The sequence below is a fragment of the Methylobacterium sp. 77 genome (genome assembly GCF_000372825.1).
Classification (GTDB): Bacteria; Pseudomonadota; Alphaproteobacteria; order Rhizobiales; family Beijerinckiaceae; genus Methylobacterium.
In genome coordinates this window covers 3,596,791-3,620,445 of the sequence record NZ_KB910516.1, presented here as the reverse complement: position 1 = coordinate 3,620,445, position 23,655 = coordinate 3,596,791, and the positions used below count along the sequence as shown (strand labels likewise).

Sequence of the window (23,655 nt, the reverse complement as noted above, 5' to 3'; positions counted from 1 at the left end):
CATGAACGAGATCGCCCGCCCCGCGGAAGCCGTCCCCGTCCCCGTTGCCGCCCCGCCCGCTCCCGTGCCGACGGCACGCGGGTTGTCGCCGCTGAACCGGCGACGGCTCGCGAATTTCCGGCACAACCGGCTCGGCTTCTGGTCGTTCGCGATCTTCGTCGCCCTCTTCACGCTGAGCCTGTTCGCGGAGTTCATCGCCAACGACCGGCCCCTGGTCGTCTCCTACAAGGGCGAGATCCTCTTTCCCGTCCTCATCGACTACCCGGACGAGAAGTTCGGCGGCTTCTACGCGCGGCCGAATTACCGCTCGGCCGAGACGAGGCAGGAGATCGCCGAGAACGGCTGGGCGATCTGGCCGCCGATCCCCTATTCCTACGACACGATCATCGACGGGCTGCCGACGCCCTCGCCCTCGCCGCCGACCTGGATGCTCACCGACGAACAGTGCCAGGCCGCAGCCGGGCAACGGACCGAGGCCGCGGCCTCCGCCGATATCAAGGCCTCAGGAGAGACCGGCAGGGCAGGGTGCAAGGGGCTGGAGATGCACTGGCTCGGCACCGACAACACCACCCGCGACGTCCTGGCGCGCGTGATCTACGGGTTCCGCATCTCGGTGCTGTTCGGGCTGATCCTGGCCTTGGTCTCGTCGGTGATCGGCGTGATCGCCGGTGCGGTCCAGGGCTATTTCGGCGGCTGGGTGGATCTCAGCCTGCAGCGTTTCATCGAGGTGTGGAGCGGCATCCCCACCCTCTACCTCATCATCATCATCTCGGCCTTCATCGCGCCGGGCTTCTTCGTCCTGCTCGGCATCCTGCTGCTGTTCTCCTGGGTGGCGCTGGTGGGCGTGGTGCGCGCCGAATTCCTGCGCGCCCGCAATTTCGAGTACGTCCGGGCCGCCCGCGCGCTCGGCCTCTCGAACATCCGCATCATGAGCCGGCACCTCCTGCCCAACGCCATGGTGGCGACGCTGACCTTCATGCCGTTCATCCTCAACGGCTCGATCGGGACGCTCACCTCCCTCGACTTTCTCGGCTTCGGCCTGCCTCCCGGTTCGGCGTCCCTCGGCGAATTGCTGGCGCAGGGCAAGGACAACATCCAGGCACCCTGGCTCGGGCTGACTGGCTTCTTCGTGGTGGCGGTGATGCTGAGCCTGCTGATCTTCGCCGGCGAGGCCGTGCGCGACGCCTTCGATCCCCGCAAGACCTTCAAGTAGAACAAGACCTTCAAGTAGAACGAGTCCTTCCCTCTCAAGGCGTTTTCGATCGCCGGGACCGCGAGCGGAGAGGCCTGCGCGGAGGTGCCTTTGGCGTCTCCGTCGTACTCCCGCGCGCCTCGACCGCAGGTCCCGATGGAATCCGATCGGGCCGACGCGCGTTATCAGGAGGCGGCACCAGCGATCCGGCCGCGAGATTCACCCCTCCTGGGTCCGGAGATACGATGTCCGACGCCTCGAATACTGCGCCGTCCCGCCGCCTCTTCATGGCCGGAAGCCTCGCCGGCATCGGCGGAGCGCTCGCTTCCGAGCACGCTGCGTCCCAGACGATCCCCACCACCCCGATCGGCCGGCCGGAGCCCAAGCTCGACCAGCCGCCGCCGCTGCCGCGCGACCAGCATCTCGGCTGGGCCGTGGTCGGACTCGGCGACTTCGCCCAGGCGCAGGTCCTGCCCGCACTGGAACGCGCGCGCCGCTCGAAGATCGTCGCCCTCGTCTCCGGCAACCCGGAAAAGGCCAAGGCCGTGGCCGGCCGTTATGGGGTCGGGCCCGGCGCCCTCTACGATTACGGCTCGATGGGGAGGATGGCCGACAACAAGGACATCGCCGCCGTCTACATCGTGACGCCGAATTCCACCCATGCCGACCTCACCATCAAGGCCCTGGAGGCAGGCAAGCACGTCCTCTGCGAGAAGCCGATGGCGACCAGTTCCGCCGAGTGCCAGCGGATGATCGACGCCGCCAAGGCGGCCGACCGTCGGCTGATGATCGCCTACCGCGTCCATTGGGAGCCGCATAATCTCCGCGCCAAGGCGATGATGGACAAGGGCGAGTTCGGCGAGGTCCGGTTCGCCTCCTCCGACCATCACCGCCCGCTCGAACCGTCACGCCCACGCGACCAGTGGCGGATGCTGAAGGCGGTCGCCGGAGGCGGCTCACTCGTCGATATCGGAATCTACGGTCTCAACGGCATCCAATGGTTCTTCGGCGAGAGCCCGTCCTCCGTCTCGGCCTCGATGGGTTCGCCGCCCGACGATCCGCGCTTCGCCGAGGTCGAGGACGTGTTCACGGCGCAGCTGGTCTTTCCCTCCGGACGGCGCGCCACGGTCTCGTCGGGCTACACCTCCGACAAGAAGCGGATCGACATCTGGGGCGAGAAGGGCGTGGCCACCCTCGATCCCGGCACCGCCTACCAGGGCAACCGCCTGGTGATCGGCAATGCCAAGCGCGCCGACGAGATCCTGACGGTCGAGGGCGATGCGGTCCAGTTCACCGGCGAGATCGACCACCTTTCGCAGGTGATCGCGGAAGGTGGGGAATTGCAGACGCCGGGCGAGATGGGGCTGCGCGACGTTCGTCTGATCGAGGCGCTGTATCAGGCGGCCGCGACGCGCAGATGGGTCGATCTCAATCCCGACATGACGATGCGGTCGGGCACGCTCTGAAGGCGGGCGGGAGAAGAAGGTGGGCAGGATAGGCGGCACGAAACCGCGGCCTCTCCACCTGGAATTGTGCGGCACAAAATCGGTCTTGCGTATGGGTCGTGATGATTCCGGCGAAGAACGTGCAGGGACAAGTCGGTCGTCATGGACGCGTATATCTACATGCTCGGCGGTTTCGGAGCGCTCGTGCTCCTCACCGCCTGGCTGCCGATGGCACTCCGGCAATTGCCGCTGTCGCTGCCGATCTGCTGTGTCGCGATCGGAGCCGGCCTGTCGCTGATCCCCGGAATCTCCGGTCTCTCGCCGCAACCTGAGCATCATCTGCGGCTCATCGAGAGAACCAGCGAATTCGTCGTCATCATCTCGCTGATGGGGGCCGGGCTGAAACTCGACCGCCGCATCGGGTGGAGGCGCTGGATGGTGACGTGGCGCCTCCTCGCCGTCGCCATGCCGCTGACGATCCTCCTCATCGGGTTCCTGGCGTCGCACCTGCTCGGCCTCGGCGTCGCGTCGTCACTGCTGATCGCGGCTGCCCTCGCGCCGACCGATCCGGTCCTCGCCTCCGAGGTACAGGTCGGCCCACCGTCCCAGGGAGGTGAGGACGAGATGCGGTTCGGCCTCACTTCCGAGGCCGGGCTGAATGACGGGCTCGCCTTTCCCTTCGTCAACCTCGCCATCGCGCTCACCGCCGCCAACGGGCTCGGTGCCGGCGGATGGGCCGAATGGATCGGGATCTCCCTGGTGTGGAAGATCCTCGCCGGAATCGTCCTCGGCGCAGCCATGGGACGGGGTCTCGGCTGGTTGACGTTCCATCTGCCGAACCGGGCGCGCCTGTCGCGCACGGGCGATGGCTTCGTCGCCCTGGGCATCACCTGCCTGACCTATGCCGCCGTCGAGGCCGTGCACGGCTACGGCTTCGTCGGCGTCTTCGTGGCGGCTCTCGCCATGCGCTGGTCCGACCGCGGCAACGATTACCATCATGCCCTCTACGGATCGGCCGAGGCTTTCGAGCGACTGGCGATGATGGTGCTCCTGGTCGGCTTCGGCCTTGCCATCGGCGGCGGACTCCTGCGCGACCTCACCTGGGAGGGCATCGCCTTCGCGCTGCTCGTGCTCTTCGCCGTGCGGCCGCTCTGCGGCTGGATCAGTCTCATCGGGCATGACAAGCCCGCCAGTGAGCGGGCGGTGATCAGCGTGTTCGGAATCAGGGGCCTCGGCACGATCTACTATCTCGCCTTCGCCCTCGGCCATGCTGCGTTCGAGCGTCCGGGCCTCCTGTGGAGCACCGCCGGGCTGACCATCCTCCTCTCGATCATCCTGCACGGCGTGAGCGTCTCGCCGATCCTCGGCTTCCTCGACCGCCGCAGCGGGCGCGACACCGAGAGCGCTCAGCTCGCCCTGCCGCTGGCCTCGTCACCCGCCGAATGAGCCCCGCCTGCGAAGCGGGAGCAGCGCCGGGGAATACCGGACGTCGTCCAAATTTCATCGGGACCGATGTGAATAAAACCCAAGTTTTTCACGGCGTTTGCTAAATCGTCCCTCAGGGAGTACATAGCAGCCATCGATACGTGGTCGATTTTCATTTGCGTGAGTCGTGAGGCTTTTGCGCTGTGAGGGTCTGATGCGTGGCGAGACAACGGAGAAGGCCGTGCATCTTCGTGCGGACCTCCGAACTATGATGCCCGCAAGGGCGAAGGATTATGATGGCTGTCGGTACTGTTAAGTGGTTCAACGAGCAAAAGGGCTTCGGCTTCATCCAGCCGGATAACGGCGGCAACGACGTGTTCGTGCACATCTCCGCCGTCGAGCGCGCAGGCATGCGCGGCCTCGCCGAAGGCCAGAAGGTTTCCTACGAAATGGAAACCGACAAGCGCAGCGGCAAGCAGTCCGCCGGCAGCCTCCAGGCCGCGTAAGCCTCAACGCTGCGTGGTCCATGGTAGGCTCTTCGAGAGCCTGACAATGGACAAGGAGCCGCTCTCCATTGGAGAGCGGCTTCCTGCGTTTTCGACCAACTCTTCTCTGTCCGCGGCATTGCCCGCCGCTTCCCAAATCAGGATTCTGTGTGAGCCAATTCAACGAAAACTCCATGACCGACCGCCTCAAGGCTTCGCAGGAAGCCCGTCAGGCCGCGCTGGCGCGTTTCCGCGACCGCCCGGCCGCTGACGATCCGACGGTACTGGCCCGCAAGGCCGAGCGTGAGGCCATCGCCCGCGAGCGCGAAATCCGCTTTGCCGCCCGCGAAGCCGAACGGGCCGCCGCCGCCGCCCAAGCCGCAGCAGAGGCCGAGGCCGAGCGCGAGCGTCAGGCCATCGAGGCCGTCCGCCTCGCCGAAGAGAAGATCGCTCTCGCCGCTGCCGCTCGCATCGAGCAGAAGCAGCAACGCGATGCCCGCTACGCCGCTCGCAAGGCCAAGGCCCGCAAGTAGGCTCGCGCATAGGAAGCATCGGCGCGGAAACTGGATGCCATTTTCCGAAAAAAGATGCTGCAGAACAAAAACTTAGAGCATCGCTCTCCCGATAAGAGTTCGGGAAGCATGCTTTCGGGATTCGGTGTCGCCGCCGCGGTCAGATGATCGGGGCGGTCGCGACCGAATGGGTTGGCTCGGTCCTTCGTGAGGGTTCGAGCGCAGGGTGGCATCTCCGGACGGGGCTGCCGCTCATCTCGTCCTTTTCCGTGAGGCAAGGCGACTGGGGACCACGATTACCCGTCCGAGGACGCGAGACCGTTTCGCGTCAACTCAGAAAGGCACATCCCATGGCCCACAAGTTCAAGCTAGGGCAGCGCGTCCGCCGCGCGCGCATCGGCTATGCCGACGTCAAGACCGATCCCGCCGACGTGTTCGAGATCGTGCGCCTCGTTCCCGAGGACCAGACCGGCGAGCCCTTCTACCGGATCAAGTCCGGCGGTGGTGAGCGCGCCGTCCGCGAGGGCGAGATCACCCTCGCTTCGTGAACGACGCAGCCGCGCCGGCATCCACCGGATGCCGATGACGCGAAAAAAGGCCCCGCATCGGATGATGCGGGGCCTTTTTCCTTGGGTGATAGAATCGACCAGGATCAGTGGCCGCCCTCTGTGGCGTTGCGGGTCGCCTCGTAGAGGAACCAGGTCCGCTCCTCGGACTGGTCGATCCACTCTTCGAGCAGGCTCGTGGTCGAGACGTCCTTGGCCTCGTCCGTCACCTCGTGCAGCTCGCGCATGTTGGCGGTGAGGGTCTTGTTGTCGTCGCGCAGTTCGGCGAGCATCTCGAGCGGGCTGACATACTCGGCGTCGTTGTCTTCGACGCGGGACAGCTTCGACGCCTGGCCGAGTGACCGCAATGTCGTGCCGCCGATCTTGCGGGCGCGCTCGCCGACATCGTCGATGATGCCGAAGATCTGCTGCGACTGCTCGTCGAGCATGAGGTGATAGTCGCGGAAATTCGGGCCGCTGACGTGCCAGTGGAAATTCTTCGTCTTCACGTAGAGAGCGAAGAGGTCGGACAGCAGAACCGTCAGGCCCTCGGCGATCTTCTTGGTCGCCTCGGGGGGAAGGTCGGTGGGGGTGTTCAGGCGGTCGCCGTCAACGCGCGTGCGTCCGCTCAAGCTCTTTGCCATGACGTCATAACTCCGGTTGAATTCCGATCGTGGGCGGCGTCCAGCGCACGCCCCGTGACGGGAAAAAGCCAGAGAGGCGGGGGAAGTTCCGATTCGCGATGCAGAGTGCGCCGACACTCTCGCGGTCGTGACTGCGACACGGGCCGAGATTCACGTCGTGATCGGGGGACCCCGGCGGGACGAGCCCGCCGGGCGGAGCAGCAGGAGAAAGGGATCAGGTCAGGACGACCACCCGGGAGCCGATCTCGACACGACCGTAGAGGTCGATCACATCCTGATTGATCATACGGATGCAGCCGGAGGAGACGCTGAGGCCGATCGATTCGGGCTCCAGCGTGCCGTGGATGCGGTAGAGCGTGTCCTTGTTGTCCTGCCACAGGTAATGCGCCCGCGCACCGAGCGGATTGCGGGAGCCGCCCGGAACGCCGAGGCCGCTCTGGAGCTGGCTCACCGACCGCGCGAGCTTGGGCGTCCGGGCGATCATCTCCTTCGGCGGATACCAGTCCGGCCACATCTGCTTGGAATTCACCGTCGAGACCCCGGACCAGGAAAAGCCCTGCTTGCCGACACCGACACCGTAGCGGCGCGCACGGCCGTTGGCCTGGACCAAGGTGAGATGGTGCGCACGCGGATCGACCACGATGGTGCCGGGAGGCTCCGCGCCGGTATAGGCGATCTCCTGGCGCAGGAAGACCGGGTTCGCCTTGCGCCAGTTGAAGGCATTGACCGGGAACGGCTCGTCGGTGATCGCGGCATAGGCCCGCGCGTAGTCGATCGGCCCGTTATCCACGGGGCGGGACGCCTGATCACCCTGATTCGCGGGCGGCTGGGCGGCCCTGCGCCGGGCGTTCGGATCGGCATAGGGGTCCGCATCGGGATCGTCCTCGAAGCGCGGTGCGGTGGTGCGCTCGCGATACGGCTCGTAGCGCCCGCCACGGCGGCGGTAGAGCCGGCCCGCCTCGTCCCGGTAGAGGCGGTCGTCGTCATAGGGGCCGTACCCGTCATCGGATTCGATGGCGAGACGGCCGCGAACCTGGGCCAGGGCGGTGAGCGGGGAACCGAGGACGGTCAGTGCCGCGCCCGCGCCGCTCAGCAGGGTCCGCCGGCTGAAGGGAAGAGTGGGTCGCAGGAGGATGGGGCGTTCGGGCATGGGGTGCTCAGAGATGGGCCGCTCGCATGGGTGCGAGGACTAAAGCCAAGATTGGGCGGTGACTTAACAAGACCAGGGGCTGCCGTCACGCGATGACCATTGCTGACCAGCATTGCGGTCAGGGCAGGCTGTTCCCCTCGTCCGAATGGACAGGTCGACAGACCCTTCATCATGCCGCGAAAATGAGCGGGACATGTCTGAGGTTCGCTGACCTTTGCGATTGCAAAAACGTCCCGTCGCATCGACATAAGCTGACGCTTTTCAACACCATCGAATCCTCGGAAGACGGACCAATCCTGTGCCGATTTCTTCGTTCGCACGCCTTGGCGCGTCGGTCCTCACGCTGGCGCTGCTCGTTGCCGTGGGGCCCATCATCGCCTTAGGGCCAAGCGAGGCCTTTGCCGCTCCGAAGCCGGCTCGCTCGGCGGCCGCTGCAAAAGCCTCAAAGGCGAAATCCGTCGAAAGGACGAGATCGGTGAAGGCCAAGCCGGCCCCCGCCGCGACCGGATCCCTCGCCAAGGACGCCGGTCCCTCGGACGCGAACTCGACCGACGCGCCGGGTGTGACCTGGGCATCGGCCGAGCCGGACGAGCTCCGGTGCGGGCGCAGCCGCCGCAAGCTGTGGCAGCCCGGCGAGGGCTGGGTGGTCAAGACCGTGACCGTCTGCCGCTGACCGCGAGGGGGCCGGGTAGGACGCGTCTCGGCGACGCGCTACAAGGCTCGGCCCTCGGCGAGCATTTCTGTGCGAAATGGCTCGGGCAACCTCGTTGGGGCAATCTTGGAGCGATGACGTGATCCGCGTGCTGCATACGGGCGACTGGCATATCGGGCAGTCCCTGCGCGGCTATTCGCGCCATCACGAGCATGCCAGAGCGCTCGCCCATCTCGAAGCCATCGTCATCGGCCATGAGGTCGACGCCCTGGTCGTGGCGGGCGACGTCTACGACAGCCAGAACCCGTCCGGCGAGGCGCAGGCGCTCCTCTACGACGTGCTGGTGCGCCTGCACCGGGCGCGCCCCTCCATGACCATCGTCCTCACTGCCGGCAATCACGATGCGGCGGGACGGCTCGAGGCGCCGAGCCCGATCCTGGCGGCGATCGGCGTGCGGGTGATCGGCAACGTCCGCCGCCGCGACGGCGCCCTCTCCATCGAGCGTCACCTCGTGCCGATCCTGCGGAACGGGGACGTGGCGGCTCAGATCCTGGCGGTGTCCTATCCCACCGCCGCCTGCCTGCCTCCGATGCGGAAGGACGAAGGCTCACCCATCGTGCGGGCGGTGCGCGCGCTCTACGCCCAGGTGATGGAGGCCGCGACGCCGCATCTCTCCGGCCTGCCCCTCCTCCTCACCGGGCACCTGCACGTGGCCGGGGGAACCGAATCGGAGGGAGCCGAGCGCCGCATTCTCGTCGGCGGCGAGCATGCCGTTCCGCCCGACGTGTTTCCGGGGGAGGCCGATTACGTGGCTCTGGGCCATCTCCACAAAGCGCAGACCATAGGCGGCGGAATGGTGCGCTATTCCGGCTCGCTGTTTCCGCTCTCGGCCACCGAGCAGCCCTATGCCCATGGGGTCAGCCTCGTCACCCTCGGCGACGGGCCGGCACGGGTGGAGCACATCCCGATCCCGCGCCCGGTCCCGTTCCTGCGCCTGCCGCCGCGCGGCGACATGCGGCTCTCCGAGCTCGGCGATCATCTCGCGGCGCTCGGCCTCGACCCGGCCCTGCCGATGGAGGAGCGGCCCTACATCCAGGTCCGGCTCGCCCGAGAGGGGTTGGGACCGGGACATCGGGCGGAGGTCGACCGGATCGCGGAAGGCTTCCCCGTGCGCATCGTCGATACCCGCGTGACGGCCGCGGCCGATCCGGTCGCGGAGGCCGTGGACGCGGCCCCGCTCGTCCGCTTGTCCGAGCGCGACCCGGAAGACCTCTTCCGGCTCGCCTTCGAGCGCGTGCGAGGGGCGCCGCCGGAGCCGGCGCATCTGGACGTGTTCCACCGGGTCCGAGCCGAGGCGGAAGCCTGAACGCCACGAGCGGCTCGATCCGCTCCTCCTGATCGGCACGTCTCACGAATACTGGTCACGGGCACTTGTCACGATGCCGTTACCCTGCACATAGTCTAATTCGATTGTGCGCCATCGAGATTCGCCGGCTCATGCCGATGCGAGCTGGGCGACGGGGGAAACTGCGCCATGAGGTCCACGATCTTCGCCAGCGGCTGCGCCGTCGCGTTTGCCCTCGCCTCTCCGGTCCAAGCCGAGGAGGCGGACGCGGCCGCCATCGTCGGCGCCCAGTTCGCCGCCGGTGGCAACAAGCCCGGCGTGCGGGCGAGTGGCGCCAAGGGCGTCTGCGTCACGGGGCAGTTCACGCCCTCGGCCGAGGCGGCGAGCCTGTCGAAGGCACCGCAATTCGCGAAACCCGTCCCGGTGACCGCGCGGTTCTCCATGGGCGGCAGCAACCCGAAAGTGTCCGACAAGGCCAAGCCCGTGACGCGCGGCTTTGCCATGCGCCTGCGTGATCCCGCCGGCGACCTCGTCCTCGTCATCATTTCGGCACCGGTCTTCTCGGCGCGGACACCGCAGCAGCTGTTCGAATTCGCCTCTGTTCGCGCTCCGGGCGCCGACGGAAAGCCCGATGCCGAGAAGATCAAGGCTTTCGCCGCCGCCAATCCGGAGACCACGAAACAGGCCGCCTGGCTGAATGCACGCCCGGTCCCGGCGAGCTATGCCGGCGTCGATTACTGGGGCGTCCACGCCTATACGCTCACCAACGCCAAGGACGAGGCGAACGTGGTGAAGTTGAAGACCGTCGCCGCCGCCGGTCAGCTCGGCCTGAGCGAGGACGACCTCAAGGCGAAACCCGACAGCTTCTATGCCGACGAGCTGAAGGAGCGACTCGCCAGCGGGCCGGCCACGTTCTCCCTGGTGGCGATCCGTGGAGAAGCCGGCGATCCGACCGCCGATCCCACCGTGATGTGGCCCGAGGACAGCCGCAAGACCACGACGCTCGGCACCATCGCCATCACCGCCCTGGAGCCCGACGCCACCTGCGACGCGTCCACCTTCGATCCGGTCGTGGATCTTCCCGCCGGCATCGCCGGCCCGGCCGACGACCCGATCTTCGCGATCCGCTCGCCGGCCTATGCCGTGTCGCTGTCGCGTCGCTCGCAATAGGGGCCGGCGCGACCACCGCCGCCCGATCGCGGGGAGTTCACGCGACCGGGCGGCCGGATGAGGGCGCGGGCGTCAGAAGATGAAGCTGCCGTCCGTCAGGGAATCGGCCGTGACGCCGAGGAGGATGATCTTGTCGGACGGCCCGGAATCGCCGGTGAAGGTGATGATCGCGTTGGCCGCGCCGTGGAACGACCGGATCTCGAGACCGCTCATGTCGTCGGCGAGCGTGCGGACGTCGAGGACGTCGTTGAGCACGTCGAACTTGCGGATCACATCGCGGCCATCGCCCGCGGCGAAGACGAAGGTGTCGGCACCCGCGCCGCCGAAGAGGGAATCGCCGCCGAGTCCGCCGGTGATGACGTCGTCCCCCTTGCCGGCCTGGATGCGGTCGCCGAGGTCGGTGCCGACGATCGTGGAGCCGCCGTCGCTCAGGCTCTGCGAAAAGATCTTCGTGCCGATATCGACGCCCGTCATGGTGATGGACGCCCCGTCGCGGACATAGACTTTCTCGATGCTGGCCGAGATGCTGAACGAGACGTCGGTCAGGGCGACGGTGCTGCCCTTCGCGATGAAGAGCATGTCCGTCCCGCCGCCGCCATTCACGATCACGGGCGAGCTGCTGATGATGAGGCGATCGTCGCCGCCCCGACCGTACAATGCGTCGTCGCCGCCATTGCCGATCAGCGTGTTGGCGTCGCCGTCTCCGGAAAGGACGTCACCGGACGTACTCCCGAGGACGCTCTCGAATCCCGTATAGACATCCCCTTCCGCGTCACCGCCAGAACCGGTTCCTCCCTGAAGACCGATAATCACGCCCGCGCTGGAATGCTCGTAGCTCAAGGTATCGATGCCGCCACCACCTTTGAGAAAGTCGGAGCCGGCACCGCCTTCGATGACGTTGTTGCCGATGTCGCCGTCAATAACGTCATCATATTGCGAGCCGCGAACGTTGGCGATGTTCGTGAATGTATCCTGGACGACAGTCCCTGTACCGTCGTCGGCCTCGCCCGTCCGCAGGTCGATGTTCATCCCGTAGGAAATACCGAAGCTGGGCGCATCGAAATGCTCGTAGCTCAGGGTGTTCGTGCCCGTGCCGCCGTTGAAGATGTTGGAGCCGCGACCGCCCTCCAGCACATCGTTGCCGCCGCCGCCGTTCAGGACGTCGTTGCCGTCGCCCGTGCGGAAGACGTCGCCGAAATCCCCGCCGGTGACCCGCGTGACGTAGTCGAAGTCGCTGGAATCGCCGTAGATGCCGGCCGACCATGTCGTCAGGTCGAAGGCCTGGGACTCAGCGGACATGTCCGGCCCATCGACCACGTATACAAATCGACTTCCGAAAAGTTCATACCCTGAAACCGCCGATCCGGGCCCGAAATCGAGCGTCCTGGCGTCCGTATTAATCGACTCTTGATATCCTAAATCGGAATTGTCGGGGTCGTAGTTGCCGTTCAACGTATAACGAAAATGAGCCATCTTGAGTCACCACAGAACAGATTCGTGCCAAAATTGCTCTGCTTCGATATGACGCCGCCATTTAAAATACAGTTATGGCTTTTTCTGAAAATGACCGGACAAAGCCCGTCCGAGCCCAATACTCTCCCCTTGCGGGCGGGCGCCGAGCGGCGCCACCCTCGCGCCCGGCCGCACCGAAGGGGGCGAGATCCCTGTCGTCCTCGCCCCTACCCGGAGGCGATCATGTCCTTGATGCGGCTGGCCAGCACTTCCATCACGAAGGGCTTGGTCAGCACCTGCATGCCGGGCTCCAGATGGCCGTTGCCGACCACGGCATTCTCGGCATAGCCGGTGATGAACAGGATCTTGAGGTCGGGCCGCGCGATCCGCCCCGCATCGGCCATCTGGCGGCCGTTCATGCCACCGGGCAGGCCGACATCGGTGACGAGGAGATCGATGCGCACGTCCGATTGCAGCACCTTCAGGCCGGATGCCCCGTCGGCCGCCTCAATGGCGGTGTAGCCGAGTTCCTCAAGCACCTCGGTCACGAGCATGCGCACGGTGGGCTCGTCGTCGACGACGAGCACGGTCTCGCCGAGGAGCGCGCGCGGAGCGGCAGCGAACTCTCCGGCCTCGTCGATCTCCGAGGCCTCGCCGTAATGGCGCGGCAGGTAGAGGCACATCGTGGTGCCCTCGCCGAGTTCGGAATAGATTCGCACCTCACCGCCCGATTGCCGCACGAAGCCGTAGATCATCGACAGGCCGAGGCCGGTGCCCTCGCCCAGGGGCTTGGTGGTGAAGAACGGGTCGAAGGCGCGGGCGATCACCTCCGGTGTCATGCCGGTGCCGTTGTCGGTGACGCAGAGGGAGAGGTACTGGCCGGGTTCGAGGTTGCGCGCGCGCGCACCATGTTCGTCGAGCCACTTGTTGGCGGTCTCGATGGTGAGGCGACCGCCATCCGGCATGGCGTCGCGCGCGTTGATGCAGAGGTTGAGCAGCGCGTTCTCCAGCTGGTTGGGATCGACCAGGGCCGGCCACAGACCGGCCGCGCCGACCACCTCGATGAAGACCGCCGGGCCGACCGTGCGGCGGATCAGGTCTTCCATCCCCGAGACCAGGGCGTTCACGTTGGTGGGTTTCGGGTCGAGGGTCTGGCGCCGCGAGAAGGCGAGGAGGCGGTGGGTCAGGGCCGCCGCGCGCCGCGAGGCACCCTGGGCCGCGTTGATGTAGCGGTCGAGTTCGGTCAGGCGCCCCTGCGCCATCCGCGTCTGCAGGAGTTCGAGGCTGCCCGAGATCCCGGTGAGCAGGTTGTTGAAATCATGGGCGATGCCGCCGGTGAGCTGGCCCACCGCCTCCATCTTCTGGGATTGGCGCAGGGCCTCCTGCGCCTGGGCGAGGGCCGCCTCCCGCGCCTTCTCGTCGGTGATGTCGCGCGCCACCGCGTAGAACACCTCGCCCACCGGCGCGCTGACCCAATCGAACCAGCGATAGGCGCCGCTCGCGGTGCGGACCCGGTTCTGGTGGCGCACGGTGCGGCCCTGCCGCATCGCCTCCACGATCTCCGCGCTGATGCCGAGGAAGTCGGGATGGATGATCTCCCAGAACGGCCGCGCCAGCAGGGTCGCCTCGTCGTAGCCGAGCGTTTCGGTCCAGGCCGGGTTCACGCTGACGAGGCGGCCGTCGAGGGTGCCCGACATCAGCAGATCGGGGATCAGCGTCCAGATCCGGTCGCGCTCCTGGATGCGCTCGGCGATCTCCCGCTCGAGCTCTATCCGCGAGCGGGCCAGAACGTCCCGCGCCTCCACGATCTCCTGGATCTCGGTGCAGGTGCCGAACCAGCGCACGATCCGGCCGCCGGCATCGCGCACGGGCTGCGCCCGCCCCAGCACCCAGCGGTACTGGCCCGAGCGGTGCCGCAGGCGGTACTCGATATGGTAGGGCTCGCCGGTGTCGAGGCTGTGGCGCCAGACCGCCCAGGCCCTGTCCCGGTCGTCGGGGTGGAAGAGGCCGTTCCAGCCCTCGCCGTCGGTGGAACCCGGCGGCACCGCGGTATAGTCGTACCAACGCTGGTTGAAGTAATCGTGGTGCCCGTCCGGCAGCGTCGACCAGACCATCTGGTCGATGGAATCGGCGATGGCCTGGAATCGCCCCTCGCTCTGGCGAAGGCGCTCTTCCGCCTCCCGGCGCTCGTCGATGTCGATGACCGAACCGACATAGCCGAGGAACTCGCCATTCGTGCCGAAACGCGGCGTCGCCGCGTCGATGGCCCAGCGATAGGTGCCGTCCGCCCGGCGCAGGCGGTACTCGACCCGGAAGGGCTCCTGCCTCGCATTGGCGGCGAGGAAGGTCTCCGCCGCCAGTCCCTCGTCGTCCGGATGCGTCGCCTTGGTCCAGCCGAGGCCCAGCGCCTCCGCCTCGCTCTGCCCGGTGAATTCGTACCAGAGCCGGTTCAGGTAGATGCAGGACCCGTCCGGAATCGTCACCCACATCATCACCGGCGCATGGTCGGCCATGTTGCGGAAGCGCGCCTCGCTCTCGAACAGCGCTTCGGCCTGGGCCCTGCGCTGGGTCTCGTCCCGCGCGATCCTGAGGAAGCCGGGCGAGCGTCCCTGCATGTCCGGCGGGAGCCTGTGGAGGGAACCGGCGAGGAACACGCGCGTCCCGTCGGCCCGCCGGTGCCAGCGCTCCGCATCGGCGCGGCCCTTCTCGACCGCCTGGGTCATCTCCCCGGTATCGATGCCGCTCGACCGGTCCTCCTGCGTGAAGATCATCGACCCGTGACGGCCGAGCGCATCGGCGACGCTCCATCCGAGAACTTCGACCGCGCCGGCCGACCAGCTGGTGACGATGCCTTGCGGGTTCATGGTGAAGACGACGTGGTCGCGCGCGCCCTCCATCACGAGGTGCAGGCGCTCCTCGCGCTCGCGCAGGGCCTCCTCGGCCGCCCTGCGCTCGCTGATGTCCCGGTAGAAGACCGAGAGGCCGCTGCCGGAGGGGTAGACCCTCACCTCGATCCAGATGTCCTGCCGCGTCGAGGTGTGGCGGTAGGTGAGTTCCGCCGAGGCCTGTTCCGCCATGGCGCGGCGGTAGAGCGGCCAGGTAGGCATCTGCTCGGCATCGGGCCATATGTCGAGGAGATGGCGACCGAGGATCGCCTCCAGGGATCGCCCGTCGAGGCGCAGGCCCTCGGCGTTGATGCGACGGACCCGGAAGTCGCGGTCGAGGAGGAGGAAGCCCTCGCCCATCCCGTCGAGGACGCCGCGCGCCTCGGCCTCGCTCTCGCGCAGCCGGCTCTCGGCGCTGACGCGCCCGGTCGTCTCGGTGCAGGCGCAGAAGAAGCCGGCGACCGTGCCGTCCTCCTCCCGCACCGGCGTGTAGGAGAACGCGAAATGAGTCTCCTCGGGGAAGCCGTTGCGCTCCATGACGAAGGAAACGTCGTCCATCTGGACGGCGATACCGGCATAGGCATTGGCGACGATGGGCGCGAGATCGCTCCAGATGTCGGACCAGACCTCCGCGATGGGGCGCCCCATCGCCTCGGGATGCTTGTCGCCCATGAGTTGGGAATAGGCGTCGTTGTACAGGACGATCCGCGCCGGACCCCAGGTGATGAACATGGGCTGGCGGGCGGCGACCATCATGCCCGTCAGCGTGCGAAGGGAGACGGGCCACGACCCGAAGGGGCCGAGGGGCGTCGCGGACCAATCGATCGTCTCGATCAGCGCGCCGCACTCGCCCCCATCTGCGAGGACACTCACTGCCACCCTATCTCCGTCGCAAGCCTCGATGCAGGACGGAAACGCGCGTCTGCACAATGGGGATGAGCCCAACAACGGCCAAGGTCGAACCGACGTTCCCCGCCGGAGCCTCCGATGCGGAGACGCGCTCGCTTCGTCATCGCGGCCCGATGGCACGAGCCGGCCTCCGGTGTCAAAATCATCGGACCCTGCAACCGCCGCGGGTTCGTGTTCCGCCGAAGTCCTGAGTCGCATGTGGACATCGGCCCGCCGCGCGGCATCGGCGAAGCCCCGCATCCGTCATCCTGCGCTATGAAGCGGCAGCATTCTTCCGTTCGACCCTCCGCCGACCCGACGCTTCCGTTCCCCGATCGTCCGAGACGAGGCCACGAATCTTGCGCATCCTGGCGATCCGCGGCGAAAACCTTGCGAGCCTCGCCGCGCCCTTCTCCGTCGATCTGTCCGACGGACCCATCGGCGCCACCGGCATCTTCGCCATCACCGGCGAGACGGGAGCGGGCAAGTCCACCATCCTCGACGCCCTCTGCCTCGCGCTCTACGGCCGCTATCCGCGCGTCGCCACGAGCGGACGGGAGAGGGCGCCCGATCCTGGCGGCGACCCCATCACCATCGGCGACGAGAGGGCGATCCTGAGGCGAGGAGCGACGGAAGGCTTCGCCGAGGTCGATTTCATCGGGAAGGACGGCCAGAGCTACTGCGCCCGCTGGTCGGTCTATCGCGCCCGTGGCAAGGCCAACGGGCGGCTTCAGAACAAGTCTCGCTCCCTCAAGCGGCTCGCGGACGGGACCTTCGTCGGCGACAGCAAGGCCGGGCTCGTCGATGCGGCGATCTGCGACCTCACCGACCTCACCTTCGACCAGTTCCGCCGCACCGTCCTGCTGGCGCAGGGCGAGTTCGACGCGTTCCTGCTGGCCGCCGAGGGCGAGCGCGCCGAACTCCTGGAGAAGATCACCGGCACGGCGATCTATTCCGAGATCTCGAAGCGGGTCCATGCCGGTGCCGAGGTGCAGCGCGCGAAGGTGAGGGAGCTGGAGGCGCATCGCGACGCGGTCGGCCTCCTCGACGAGGCCGCGCGAGCCGAGAAACATGCCGAGCGCGACCGGCTTCTCGCCGAGGTGGCGGACGTCACGGGCCGGCTGATGGAGCTGAACGCGGCCCTCTCCCATGCGCGGCGCATCGCCGACACCCGTGTTCAGGTGTCGGCCGTCGCGGCACGGCTCGCCGTTGCGCGCGAAGCTCTGGAAACCCACCGGCACGAGAGCGCCCGCCTGGCCGAACTCGACGAAGTCGAGCGTCTGCGCGAGCCGGCCAGGGCCGCGTCCAGGGCGGCGCTGGATGTCACGGCCGCCGAAGCGGCTTTCGCGCAGGCTCTGACGAAGCGCGGCGAGGCCGAAGCGAGCGCGGGCGCCGCGCGCCTGGCCCATGACGAGGCCTATCGGGCGGACGAGGCCTCGGAAGCAGGGTTCAAGGCGTTCGGCCCGATCTGGACACGAGCGGCCGACCTCGACACCCGGATTGGCGAGGCGGCCCTCGAATCCGCCCAAGCCTCCGAGGCGGCTGGGGCCGCGAAGACGCGCGCGGAGGAGGCGGCGACGGCGCTGATACGGCTGGAGGCCGGCCTCGCGGCAGCGGAATCCGCGCGCGCGGACGTGGCCGGCCGGTTCGAGGCGGACAGGGGCGGGGCCTTTCTCGCCGGGCGGACCGACGAGGCCGAACAGCTCTTCACCAAGCGCGCCAGCTTGAGCACGCAACTCGCGCAGGCGAAGATCGAGCTCCGCAAGGCCGCGGACGAGGCAATCCGCCGCTCCGACCTGATCGCTGCGGGCGACCAGGCGATCACACGGACGAAGGCATCGCGTGCCGACGCGATCGAGCGCCGGGCCGGGCGCAGTGCCGCTCTGAATGAGGTCGGAGAAGCCTCGGCCCGCATGCGCGTCGGCACGCTCGACCGCTTGATCGAGCACCTGCGCGAGACGATCCCCCTGGCGCGGAGCCATGACGAGGCGTCGCTCACTCTCGACCGGGCGCGAGCCGAGGCGGAATCAGCCCGCCATGCCGATGAAGCCGCAGGGTCGGCCGGGGACGAGGCCGCCGCCAAACAGGCGCGGGCCATCGAGATGCGCAAGGCCGTGGCGCCCTTGGCGGAGCTCGCCGAGGAGGCTCTGTCGCAGCAGGCGGCTCATCTGCGCAGCCTTCTGGTAGAGGGTCAGCCCTGCCCGGTCTGCGGTGCCGCGGATCATCCGCATGTCCATGATCGGGGCGGCCTCGGGCAGGTAGCGGAGGCGCTGAAAGCGCAGCGCGCGCAGCACGATGCCGACATCGCCACCGCCCGCGCAGCGATCACGGAAGCCGCCGCCGCCAGGGCCGGTGCCGGCGCACGCTGGCGCAATGCCGAGCAGGGAATGGCGGTCGCCCGAGGAACGCTCGACCAGACGGCCGCCGCCTATGCCGGTCACCATGCCCACCTGCTGGCTGCCCATCGTGATGCCGCGATCGATGGCCGCGTACCGGAGGAGCTGGGCACCGAGGCGCACGCCACGCTCACCGGACTCGTGGAGACCGCCAGGAACGCCCGTACCCCGCTGCTCGCCGCGCTGGAGCGGGCCAAGGTTCTCCGCGATGAGATCGACGCCCTCACCGTGCGGATCGAAGGCGCGGGCCGGGAGATCGAGGCGGCGGAACTGTCCCGTGCGACCGAGCGCGAGGCCCTCCGCCTCGCCGATCTTGCCGCCAAGGGCGAGACGGTTCGGGTCGCGAGCCATACGGAGCGGGTCGAATCCCTCGGCCGCGAGATCGCGCCCTATCTCGCGGCCGCCGGCCTGTCGCTCGCCGATCTCGACCGGGACGGGGCCGGCGTCGCTCGGCGCGTGGCTAAAATCGCGGCCGAGCACCGAGCCCTCGACCAGCGCCGCAAGGGGCTCGAGCAGGAGGCCCAGGCGCTCGCTGCGCGGCGCGCCGGCGCGGCCGAGGCTGTCGGTTTCACCCGGGCTGCCGCCGATGCGGCCGGGCAGCAGGCGCGGGTCCGTTCGGAACGGCTCGCCGCCCTGCGGGCCGAGAGAGCTCCCTTGCTCGGCGGGGAGGAGACCGGCGCGCACCGGACCCGGATCAACGAATCCCGTAAGCTCGCCCGCGAAACGTTGAAGCAGGCCGAAGACGCGCGCGCCTCCGCCCATGCCACCCTCGCCTCGGCCATGACGGCGGCCGAGCACGGTGCCGCGTCCCTCGACACGGCACGGCGCCTCCGCGCGGAGGCCGATGCGACTTTCGAGACCGCCTGCGCGCCGCGTGACGTCGAGACGGTGCGCGATTGCCTGGCGCTGGCGCCCGAAATCCGCTCCTCCCTGCGCCAGGCGGTCGAGGCCCGTGCTTGGGAAGCCCGCGAAGCGGACAGCGCTCTGGCCACGCGGCAGGCCGACCTCGCCCTTCTGCTCGTCGCGCCGGAGATCGACGGCCCCGCCACCGAAGCGGCGACAGCCGGCCTCGCCGAGGCGATGGCCACTCATCAGCAGGGTCTCGGTGCGATCACGGCCGATCTCGCGCGCGACGATGCGGCGCGCGCACGGGCCGCCGGATTGGAGGAGAAAGTCGCTGAGGCGCGCGGCGACTACGCCACCTGGGAGGCGGTGAACGACGCGGTGGGCTCGGCCAGCGGCGTCAAGTTCAGGCTTTTCGCGCAAGGGGTCACGCTGGAACACCTGGTCCGGCTCGCCAACGAGCACCTGCTGGCGCTGAGCCCGCGCTACCGGCTGGTGCGCGGCGACGTGGCGAACCTTTCCCTCTACGTGGTCGATCGCGACATGGGCGAGGAGGTGCGCGCCACCCGCAGCCTGTCGGGCGGCGAGCGCTTCCTCGTCTCGCTCGCTCTGGCCCTCGCCCTGTCCGGCCTGGAGGGCCGCGAATCCTTCGTCGATACGCTCTTCATCGACGAGGGCTTCGGTTCCCTCGATGCCGAGACCCTCGATCTCGCCGTGGACGCGCTGGAGACCCTCCAGGGCCGTGGCCGCAAAGTCGGCGTCATCACCCATGTGGCGGCGATGATCGAGCGCATCGCCGTGCAGGTCAGGGTGGAGAAGCGCGGCAACGGCCGCAGCGTGGTGAGGGTCGTGGAGGCGGGGGCGGGGTGAGGAGGGAGGCGCCTCAGCCGGCCGCGAGTGGCGAGCGATCGAACCCGTCGAGCAGGTCCTGCGGATCACGGTAGATCGCGATGCAGCCGGCCTTGGAGAGGTCCGCTTCGGGGAAACCTCCACAGAGGACGCCGATCGTCGAGAGGCCGGCCTTGCCCGCCGCCTCCGCATCGTAGGGCGTATCGCCGATCACGAGGATCGAGCGGGCGTCGAGCGGCGCGAGTTTCTTTATGGCCGCTTCGAAGATGTCCGGATGGGGTTTGGAGCGCTCCACGTCGTCCGACGAGGTCGCGACGTCGACGAGATCGGCAATGCCCAGGATCTCTTGATAATGCTCGACTTCGTCGCGCTTGCCCGACGACGCGAGGGCAATCCGCTGGTCCGCCGACTTGATCCGCTCGAACAAGGCCCGCACGCCGGGAAACGGGCGCACCCGATGCAGATACTCCCGCTTGAACAGATCGGAGCGGTAGGCCTCGATCGTGTCGCCCTCGCGCTCCACGCGGTCGGGCGGCAGGAAGACCGGCATGAGTTCATCGCCGCCCTTGCCGATCTGGCGCCGGACCTTCTCGGGATCGGTCTCCACGCCGAAATGCGCGAAGGCGTCGACCCAGGCCCGGGCATGCAAGTCGACGCTGTCGAGCAGCGTGCCGTCGATGTCGAAGATCACTGCCCGCATGTGAGGCCCTCCGCGCCGACAACCCTTGGAATCAGGCGCCGTTCCGTCCTCGGCTGAGCCCGACGGGCGTCCAATCGCCGGCTCTCTCCGGTCCGACACGCCTCTATCCCGGCATCAGGGGAGCTCGGAATCCGCAGGCTCGGAGCAGGCAAGTCCGTTGCAGGTGACGTTGTGACGGTATGGCTTGCTGCTAAGGCAGCATGAATTGAGTACCGCCCTGTCTTGTGCTCAAGGCCTAGACTAACGTCTCAAACGGCTGGCGGAGTGGCTGCATCTTACACCGGCCAGGACCGCACTATTAAGGCGGACGTCTCGCGATCCGTTCGAGACGGGATATAGGTATGTGCCGGTGGTTGTTCATGGTGGGGAGTATTGAAGGGCAACTTCAGACCATGTAGGTTCAGTCAAAAAATACTTGTTGTTCAGAGGGCCTTGCCCTGCCGCTTAGCCTCGCGCTCGCGGATCCGCTCGGACCGACGCTGCTCGGCTTCCGCAGCCCTGAGTTCTGCCCGCAGGGCGCGGCGCCGGTCCTTGATCTCGTTGAGGGTGCCCTGCTCGATCTCGTCCCAGGCGGCATTCCCGGACGCGACACGCTTGTCGTCGGCCAGTGCACTGCGGAACGTATTGACGACAAAATCCGAAGAAAATTCATTGTAGCAGAAGTAATTCTCAAATATCTTCATATTTAGATCGATCACCTGCAGGCGTACATGCCGTCGATCCGATCGGAATGGATTGAGAAAGTCGTTCGTTACGATCTCGTAGCTGGGGAAATAGAAGAGCTTGTCGTCGTTCGGTTTTATCTCGCGGTAGTGCTGATCGATCGCGGCCCGCAGGATCGCCTTGGAGACGGAGCTTGCGACCTCGCAGGCGATGGGACGGAACGTTGCCGTGAGGGCTACCGGAGACAGGGTGAAGACGATGGCCGCCGACGGTCTGAAGTGCCGGATCAAGGCGTAGATCGCCCTGATGTTGTCGAGCCTCTCCCCGAACTCGCTGACACGAAACTTGTGTCTCTCGCGATCGAACACCTCCCGGGGCGGCGCTCGCCAGAAGACTTCCCCGGTCACCTCGTCGTACCAGATTTCGCTGAGGCCGAAGGTGATAATGAAGACGTCGGCTCCGTCGAACAACTGCTTCGTCGCGATCCTTGCTTCGTCGTCGTAGCCGAAATCTTCCGCTTTGTAGCCGTGCCAAATGGGCTGCTCGGGAACTCTGTTGAGCCACGCCCACTCGAACTGCTGGCGGATAGCGTGGGTGTGAACTATGCCGTCAGCCATCTGTGTGACGTAGGCTTTGCTGCGCTGCTTGCTCGTCACATTGTAGCCTGCGTCGTGCAGGTAGTCGGCCACGTAGGCGGCAAAGCAGGAGCCGAAGGCTACGATGGACGCCCCCTTATCGATGAAGGGCCGGACCGGCATCAGACCTTTGACGAGGTATTCGGGAACTACGTCGTCACGTTGTAGAGACGTGTCGGTCGGGTAGAATTTCGGGTTCTCGCCGCGAAAATAGCTGTCGGACGTCTTTCGCGTCACGCCATCCTGAAACACGTCGGTCAGTGCAATCGGTGTCTGTCTCCCGTTCCAAGAGCAAAGATCCGTAAGCGGGGTATCGCGTCAATCCCGTATTCCGGATCGGGCGCGAACAGCACGCTCCTCGTCCCGACCATGCAGAGTTTCGCGGCTCTGACGTCGACTGACGTGGTCCTCGACGTGCCGGTCCAGGTGAAGCGTGCGGCCCGCTACAGCCGCCTGCTGTGGAAGCCATCCGTGACCGAGAACATCAGGATCAACATCGCCGTGTGTCGGCGGCTGCTGCGGCAGTCGGAAGTGTTCTGAGCGACGAGGTCGCGAGCTTCAGTCTCTCTAGGCGCCCCGAGCGGAGCAGAGTATGATCCTTCCCATGGCCTTGGATTTTGCCCTGTCCGACAGGGTTCTGGCGCTTTCGGCGCCGCCGCTGGCGATCGTCGAACGCTTGGCGGACACGCATTTATTTCAGGAACGCAATAGACTTGAGTCCCTGCTAGCCCACATGGACTCTCTTTTGAGAAAGCTGGAGGAAGGCGTCAAAAGAAATCACTAGGTTTTCTGGAATTTCATGATATTTGTCGATGACAGGCCGGACGATATCATGGAAATACTTGATAGTCTTATCATGGTCAGCGATGAGCGCATCGAATGCCATGAAAGAATGTCTAAGTGGTTCCGAAGGATTATCAAAGGAGCGAGAAGGCAGTCCGGGAAGCACAACTCGCTAGCCGATCTTGATGAGCGTCTTTTCGCTGTCATTGGCAGAGAGATTGATCTGAGAGTTGAAGTTTCCTCTGAACTCCGGGCAATGCGGGCCGAGGTAAATCCTGAGGCAAGGGGTGGCCCAACATTTGATCAGCCGGGCGATCTGGCCCGATACCTCCTCAATTAGCTTGTGAAGGTTCAGGTCATGCCAAATCCAGCCTTTAAAAACACTGTCAAGAAGTTGCCGCCCCATCGGCAGCGAACAGTTGCAATGTCAATTGACCGGTTTCAATTCGAGCCATCGCTCCCAGGCTTCGACAAAAGAAAACTCGGCGGAGCTCCTGGATACTTCATCATTGATGTCAATCAGAGCGACCGAATCATACTGCATCTTATCGCCGAAGACGTATATGAAGCTGTCGACGTCAGTACTCATGACCTCTATCGGAAATGGAGCCGACGATAAGGCCCTGCTTAAACCGACGCGCGCCCCAGTCGGACCCTCACGGGCTGACAGCAGGACTTCGCCGCTCACTTACTAGAACCGCATCGGTGCCCGCCGAACCTTCGTGGCCGTCAGGGCCTCGGGCCAGTAGCCGGCCCATTCGATGAGGCCGAAGACCAGAGCGAGGGCAATCACAGCGAGGGCGACGGCAGCTTCCGTCCGCGTCCAACGCCGCCGTGTCCACCGGCTCAAGATAATCGTCAGTCGTAGAAGCTGATCCATCCGGACGGCTTACCATTCCCGTCCCGGCCGGTCGCCGCGCAACTCCCCATAATCGAGAGAAGACACCCATGGCAGCCAGCCTGGATCGCGCGGCGTTCTTCGCCAGCGCGCGCAAA

21 protein-coding genes are annotated in these 23,655 nt (G+C 66.6%); 13 read left to right on the top strand and 8 right to left on the bottom strand.

The annotated features are described in order from the left end of the window. Window position 1 precedes the first annotated feature (1 nt). From A3OK_RS0117210 to A3OK_RS0117185, 6 genes are all read left to right on the top strand, one after another. Complete coding sequence (locus tag A3OK_RS0117210; RefSeq protein ID WP_019906131.1) at window positions 2-1,213, top strand: ABC transporter permease; 1,212 nt, start codon at window positions 2-4, stop codon at window positions 1,211-1,213. Between the two features lie 224 nt (window positions 1,214-1,437). Next, window positions 1,438-2,658 carry a Gfo/Idh/MocA family oxidoreductase gene (locus A3OK_RS0117205; RefSeq protein WP_019906130.1) on the top strand — a complete coding sequence of 407 codons (1,221 nt, stop codon included), beginning with the start codon at window positions 1,438-1,440 and terminating at the stop codon, window positions 2,656-2,658. Between the two features lie 141 nt (window positions 2,659-2,799). Continuing rightward, window positions 2,800-4,083 (top strand): cation:proton antiporter, encoded by a 1,284-nt coding sequence (locus A3OK_RS0117200; RefSeq protein ID WP_019906129.1) that lies wholly within the window; start codon window positions 2,800-2,802, stop codon window positions 4,081-4,083. A 275-nt stretch (window positions 4,084-4,358) separates the two neighbouring features. After that, window positions 4,359-4,568: a cold-shock protein gene (locus tag A3OK_RS0117195; RefSeq protein ID WP_026176335.1), complete on the top strand. Its 210-nt coding sequence runs from the start codon at window positions 4,359-4,361 to the stop codon at window positions 4,566-4,568. 149 nt (window positions 4,569-4,717) lie between these two features. Beyond that, complete coding sequence (locus tag A3OK_RS0117190; RefSeq protein ID WP_026597364.1) at window positions 4,718-5,080, top strand: DUF6481 family protein; 363 nt, start codon at window positions 4,718-4,720, stop codon at window positions 5,078-5,080. Between the two features lie 329 nt (window positions 5,081-5,409). Further along, window positions 5,410-5,607, top strand: coding sequence for a hypothetical protein (locus A3OK_RS0117185; RefSeq protein WP_019906127.1), 198 nt, complete (start codon window positions 5,410-5,412; stop codon window positions 5,605-5,607). A gap of 104 nt (window positions 5,608-5,711) precedes the next feature. On the opposite strand, the gene A3OK_RS0117180 is transcribed toward A3OK_RS0117185, so the two are convergent. Both A3OK_RS0117180 and A3OK_RS0117175 read right to left on the bottom strand, forming a co-directional pair. Beyond that, window positions 5,712-6,248, bottom strand: coding sequence for a DNA starvation/stationary phase protection protein (locus A3OK_RS0117180; RefSeq protein WP_019906126.1), 537 nt, complete (start codon window positions 6,246-6,248; stop codon window positions 5,712-5,714). A 214-nt stretch (window positions 6,249-6,462) separates the two neighbouring features. Further along, window positions 6,463-7,398, bottom strand: a complete 936-nt coding sequence (locus tag A3OK_RS0117175; protein WP_019906125.1) for a L,D-transpeptidase — start codon at window positions 7,396-7,398, stop codon at window positions 6,463-6,465. Between the two features lie 475 nt (window positions 7,399-7,873). Here A3OK_RS0117175 and A3OK_RS24645 point away from each other — a divergent pair, with 475 nt between their 5' ends. From A3OK_RS24645 to A3OK_RS0117160, 3 genes are all read left to right on the top strand, one after another. Then, complete coding sequence (locus A3OK_RS24645) at window positions 7,874-8,071, top strand: hypothetical protein (protein WP_019906124.1); 198 nt, start codon at window positions 7,874-7,876, stop codon at window positions 8,069-8,071. A 118-nt stretch (window positions 8,072-8,189) separates the two neighbouring features. Beyond that, window positions 8,190-9,416, top strand: coding sequence for an exonuclease SbcCD subunit D (locus A3OK_RS0117165; protein WP_019906123.1), 1,227 nt, complete (start codon window positions 8,190-8,192; stop codon window positions 9,414-9,416). 168 nt (window positions 9,417-9,584) lie between these two features. After that, a complete protein-coding gene (locus A3OK_RS0117160) occupies window positions 9,585-10,565 on the top strand; it encodes a catalase family peroxidase (RefSeq protein ID WP_019906122.1) in 981 nt (326 codons plus the stop codon). Window positions 10,566-10,637: 72 nt separating this feature from the next. On the opposite strand, the gene A3OK_RS0117155 is transcribed toward A3OK_RS0117160, so the two are convergent. Both A3OK_RS0117155 and A3OK_RS0117150 read right to left on the bottom strand, forming a co-directional pair. Continuing rightward, window positions 10,638-11,864 (bottom strand): calcium-binding protein, encoded by a 1,227-nt coding sequence (locus A3OK_RS0117155; protein ID WP_019906121.1) that lies wholly within the window; start codon window positions 11,862-11,864, stop codon window positions 10,638-10,640. A 380-nt stretch (window positions 11,865-12,244) separates the two neighbouring features. Continuing rightward, entirely contained in the window at window positions 12,245-15,775 is a 3,531-nt protein-coding gene (locus tag A3OK_RS0117150) for a PAS domain S-box protein (RefSeq protein WP_019906120.1), read from the bottom strand. A gap of 374 nt (window positions 15,776-16,149) precedes the next feature. On the opposite strand from A3OK_RS0117150, the gene A3OK_RS0117145 reads away from it, so the two are divergent. Continuing rightward, window positions 16,150-19,899 (top strand): AAA family ATPase, encoded by a 3,750-nt coding sequence (locus tag A3OK_RS0117145; RefSeq protein WP_019906119.1) that lies wholly within the window; start codon window positions 16,150-16,152, stop codon window positions 19,897-19,899. A 13-nt stretch (window positions 19,900-19,912) separates the two neighbouring features. Here the strand turns inward: A3OK_RS0117145 and A3OK_RS0117140 are convergent, their stop codons facing one another. Together A3OK_RS0117140 and A3OK_RS23015 are read right to left on the bottom strand one after the other, a co-directional pair. After that, window positions 19,913-20,578 carry an HAD family hydrolase gene (locus A3OK_RS0117140; RefSeq protein WP_019906118.1) on the bottom strand — a complete coding sequence of 222 codons (666 nt, stop codon included), beginning with the start codon at window positions 20,576-20,578 and terminating at the stop codon, window positions 19,913-19,915. A gap of 422 nt (window positions 20,579-21,000) precedes the next feature. Next, on the bottom strand, window positions 21,001-22,113 hold the full coding sequence (locus tag A3OK_RS23015) for a GSCFA domain-containing protein (RefSeq protein ID WP_245259376.1): 1,113 nt from the start codon (window positions 22,111-22,113) through the stop codon (window positions 21,001-21,003). Between the two features lie 132 nt (window positions 22,114-22,245). On the opposite strand from A3OK_RS23015, the gene A3OK_RS24155 reads away from it, so the two are divergent. The 3 genes from A3OK_RS24155 to A3OK_RS24150 are packed head-to-tail and all read left to right on the top strand — an operon-like array spanning window position 22,246 to window position 22,999. Continuing rightward, entirely contained in the window at window positions 22,246-22,416 is a 171-nt protein-coding gene (locus tag A3OK_RS24155; protein ID WP_019906116.1) for a hypothetical protein, read from the top strand. Window positions 22,417-22,468: 52 nt separating this feature from the next. Beyond that, window positions 22,469-22,660: a hypothetical protein gene (locus A3OK_RS0117125; RefSeq protein WP_019906115.1), complete on the top strand. Its 192-nt coding sequence runs from the start codon at window positions 22,469-22,471 to the stop codon at window positions 22,658-22,660. 15 nt (window positions 22,661-22,675) lie between these two features. After that, window positions 22,676-22,999, top strand: a complete 324-nt coding sequence (locus tag A3OK_RS24150) for a hypothetical protein (protein WP_155912065.1) — start codon at window positions 22,676-22,678, stop codon at window positions 22,997-22,999. Between the two features lie 87 nt (window positions 23,000-23,086). On the opposite strand, the gene A3OK_RS24145 is transcribed toward A3OK_RS24150, so the two are convergent. Further along, entirely contained in the window at window positions 23,087-23,248 is a 162-nt protein-coding gene (locus A3OK_RS24145; RefSeq protein ID WP_019906113.1) for a hypothetical protein, read from the bottom strand. A 102-nt stretch (window positions 23,249-23,350) separates the two neighbouring features. Continuing rightward, on the bottom strand, window positions 23,351-23,509 hold the full coding sequence (locus A3OK_RS0117110; RefSeq protein ID WP_245259375.1) for a phage tail protein: 159 nt from the start codon (window positions 23,507-23,509) through the stop codon (window positions 23,351-23,353). Window positions 23,510-23,655: the final 146 nt, after the last annotated feature.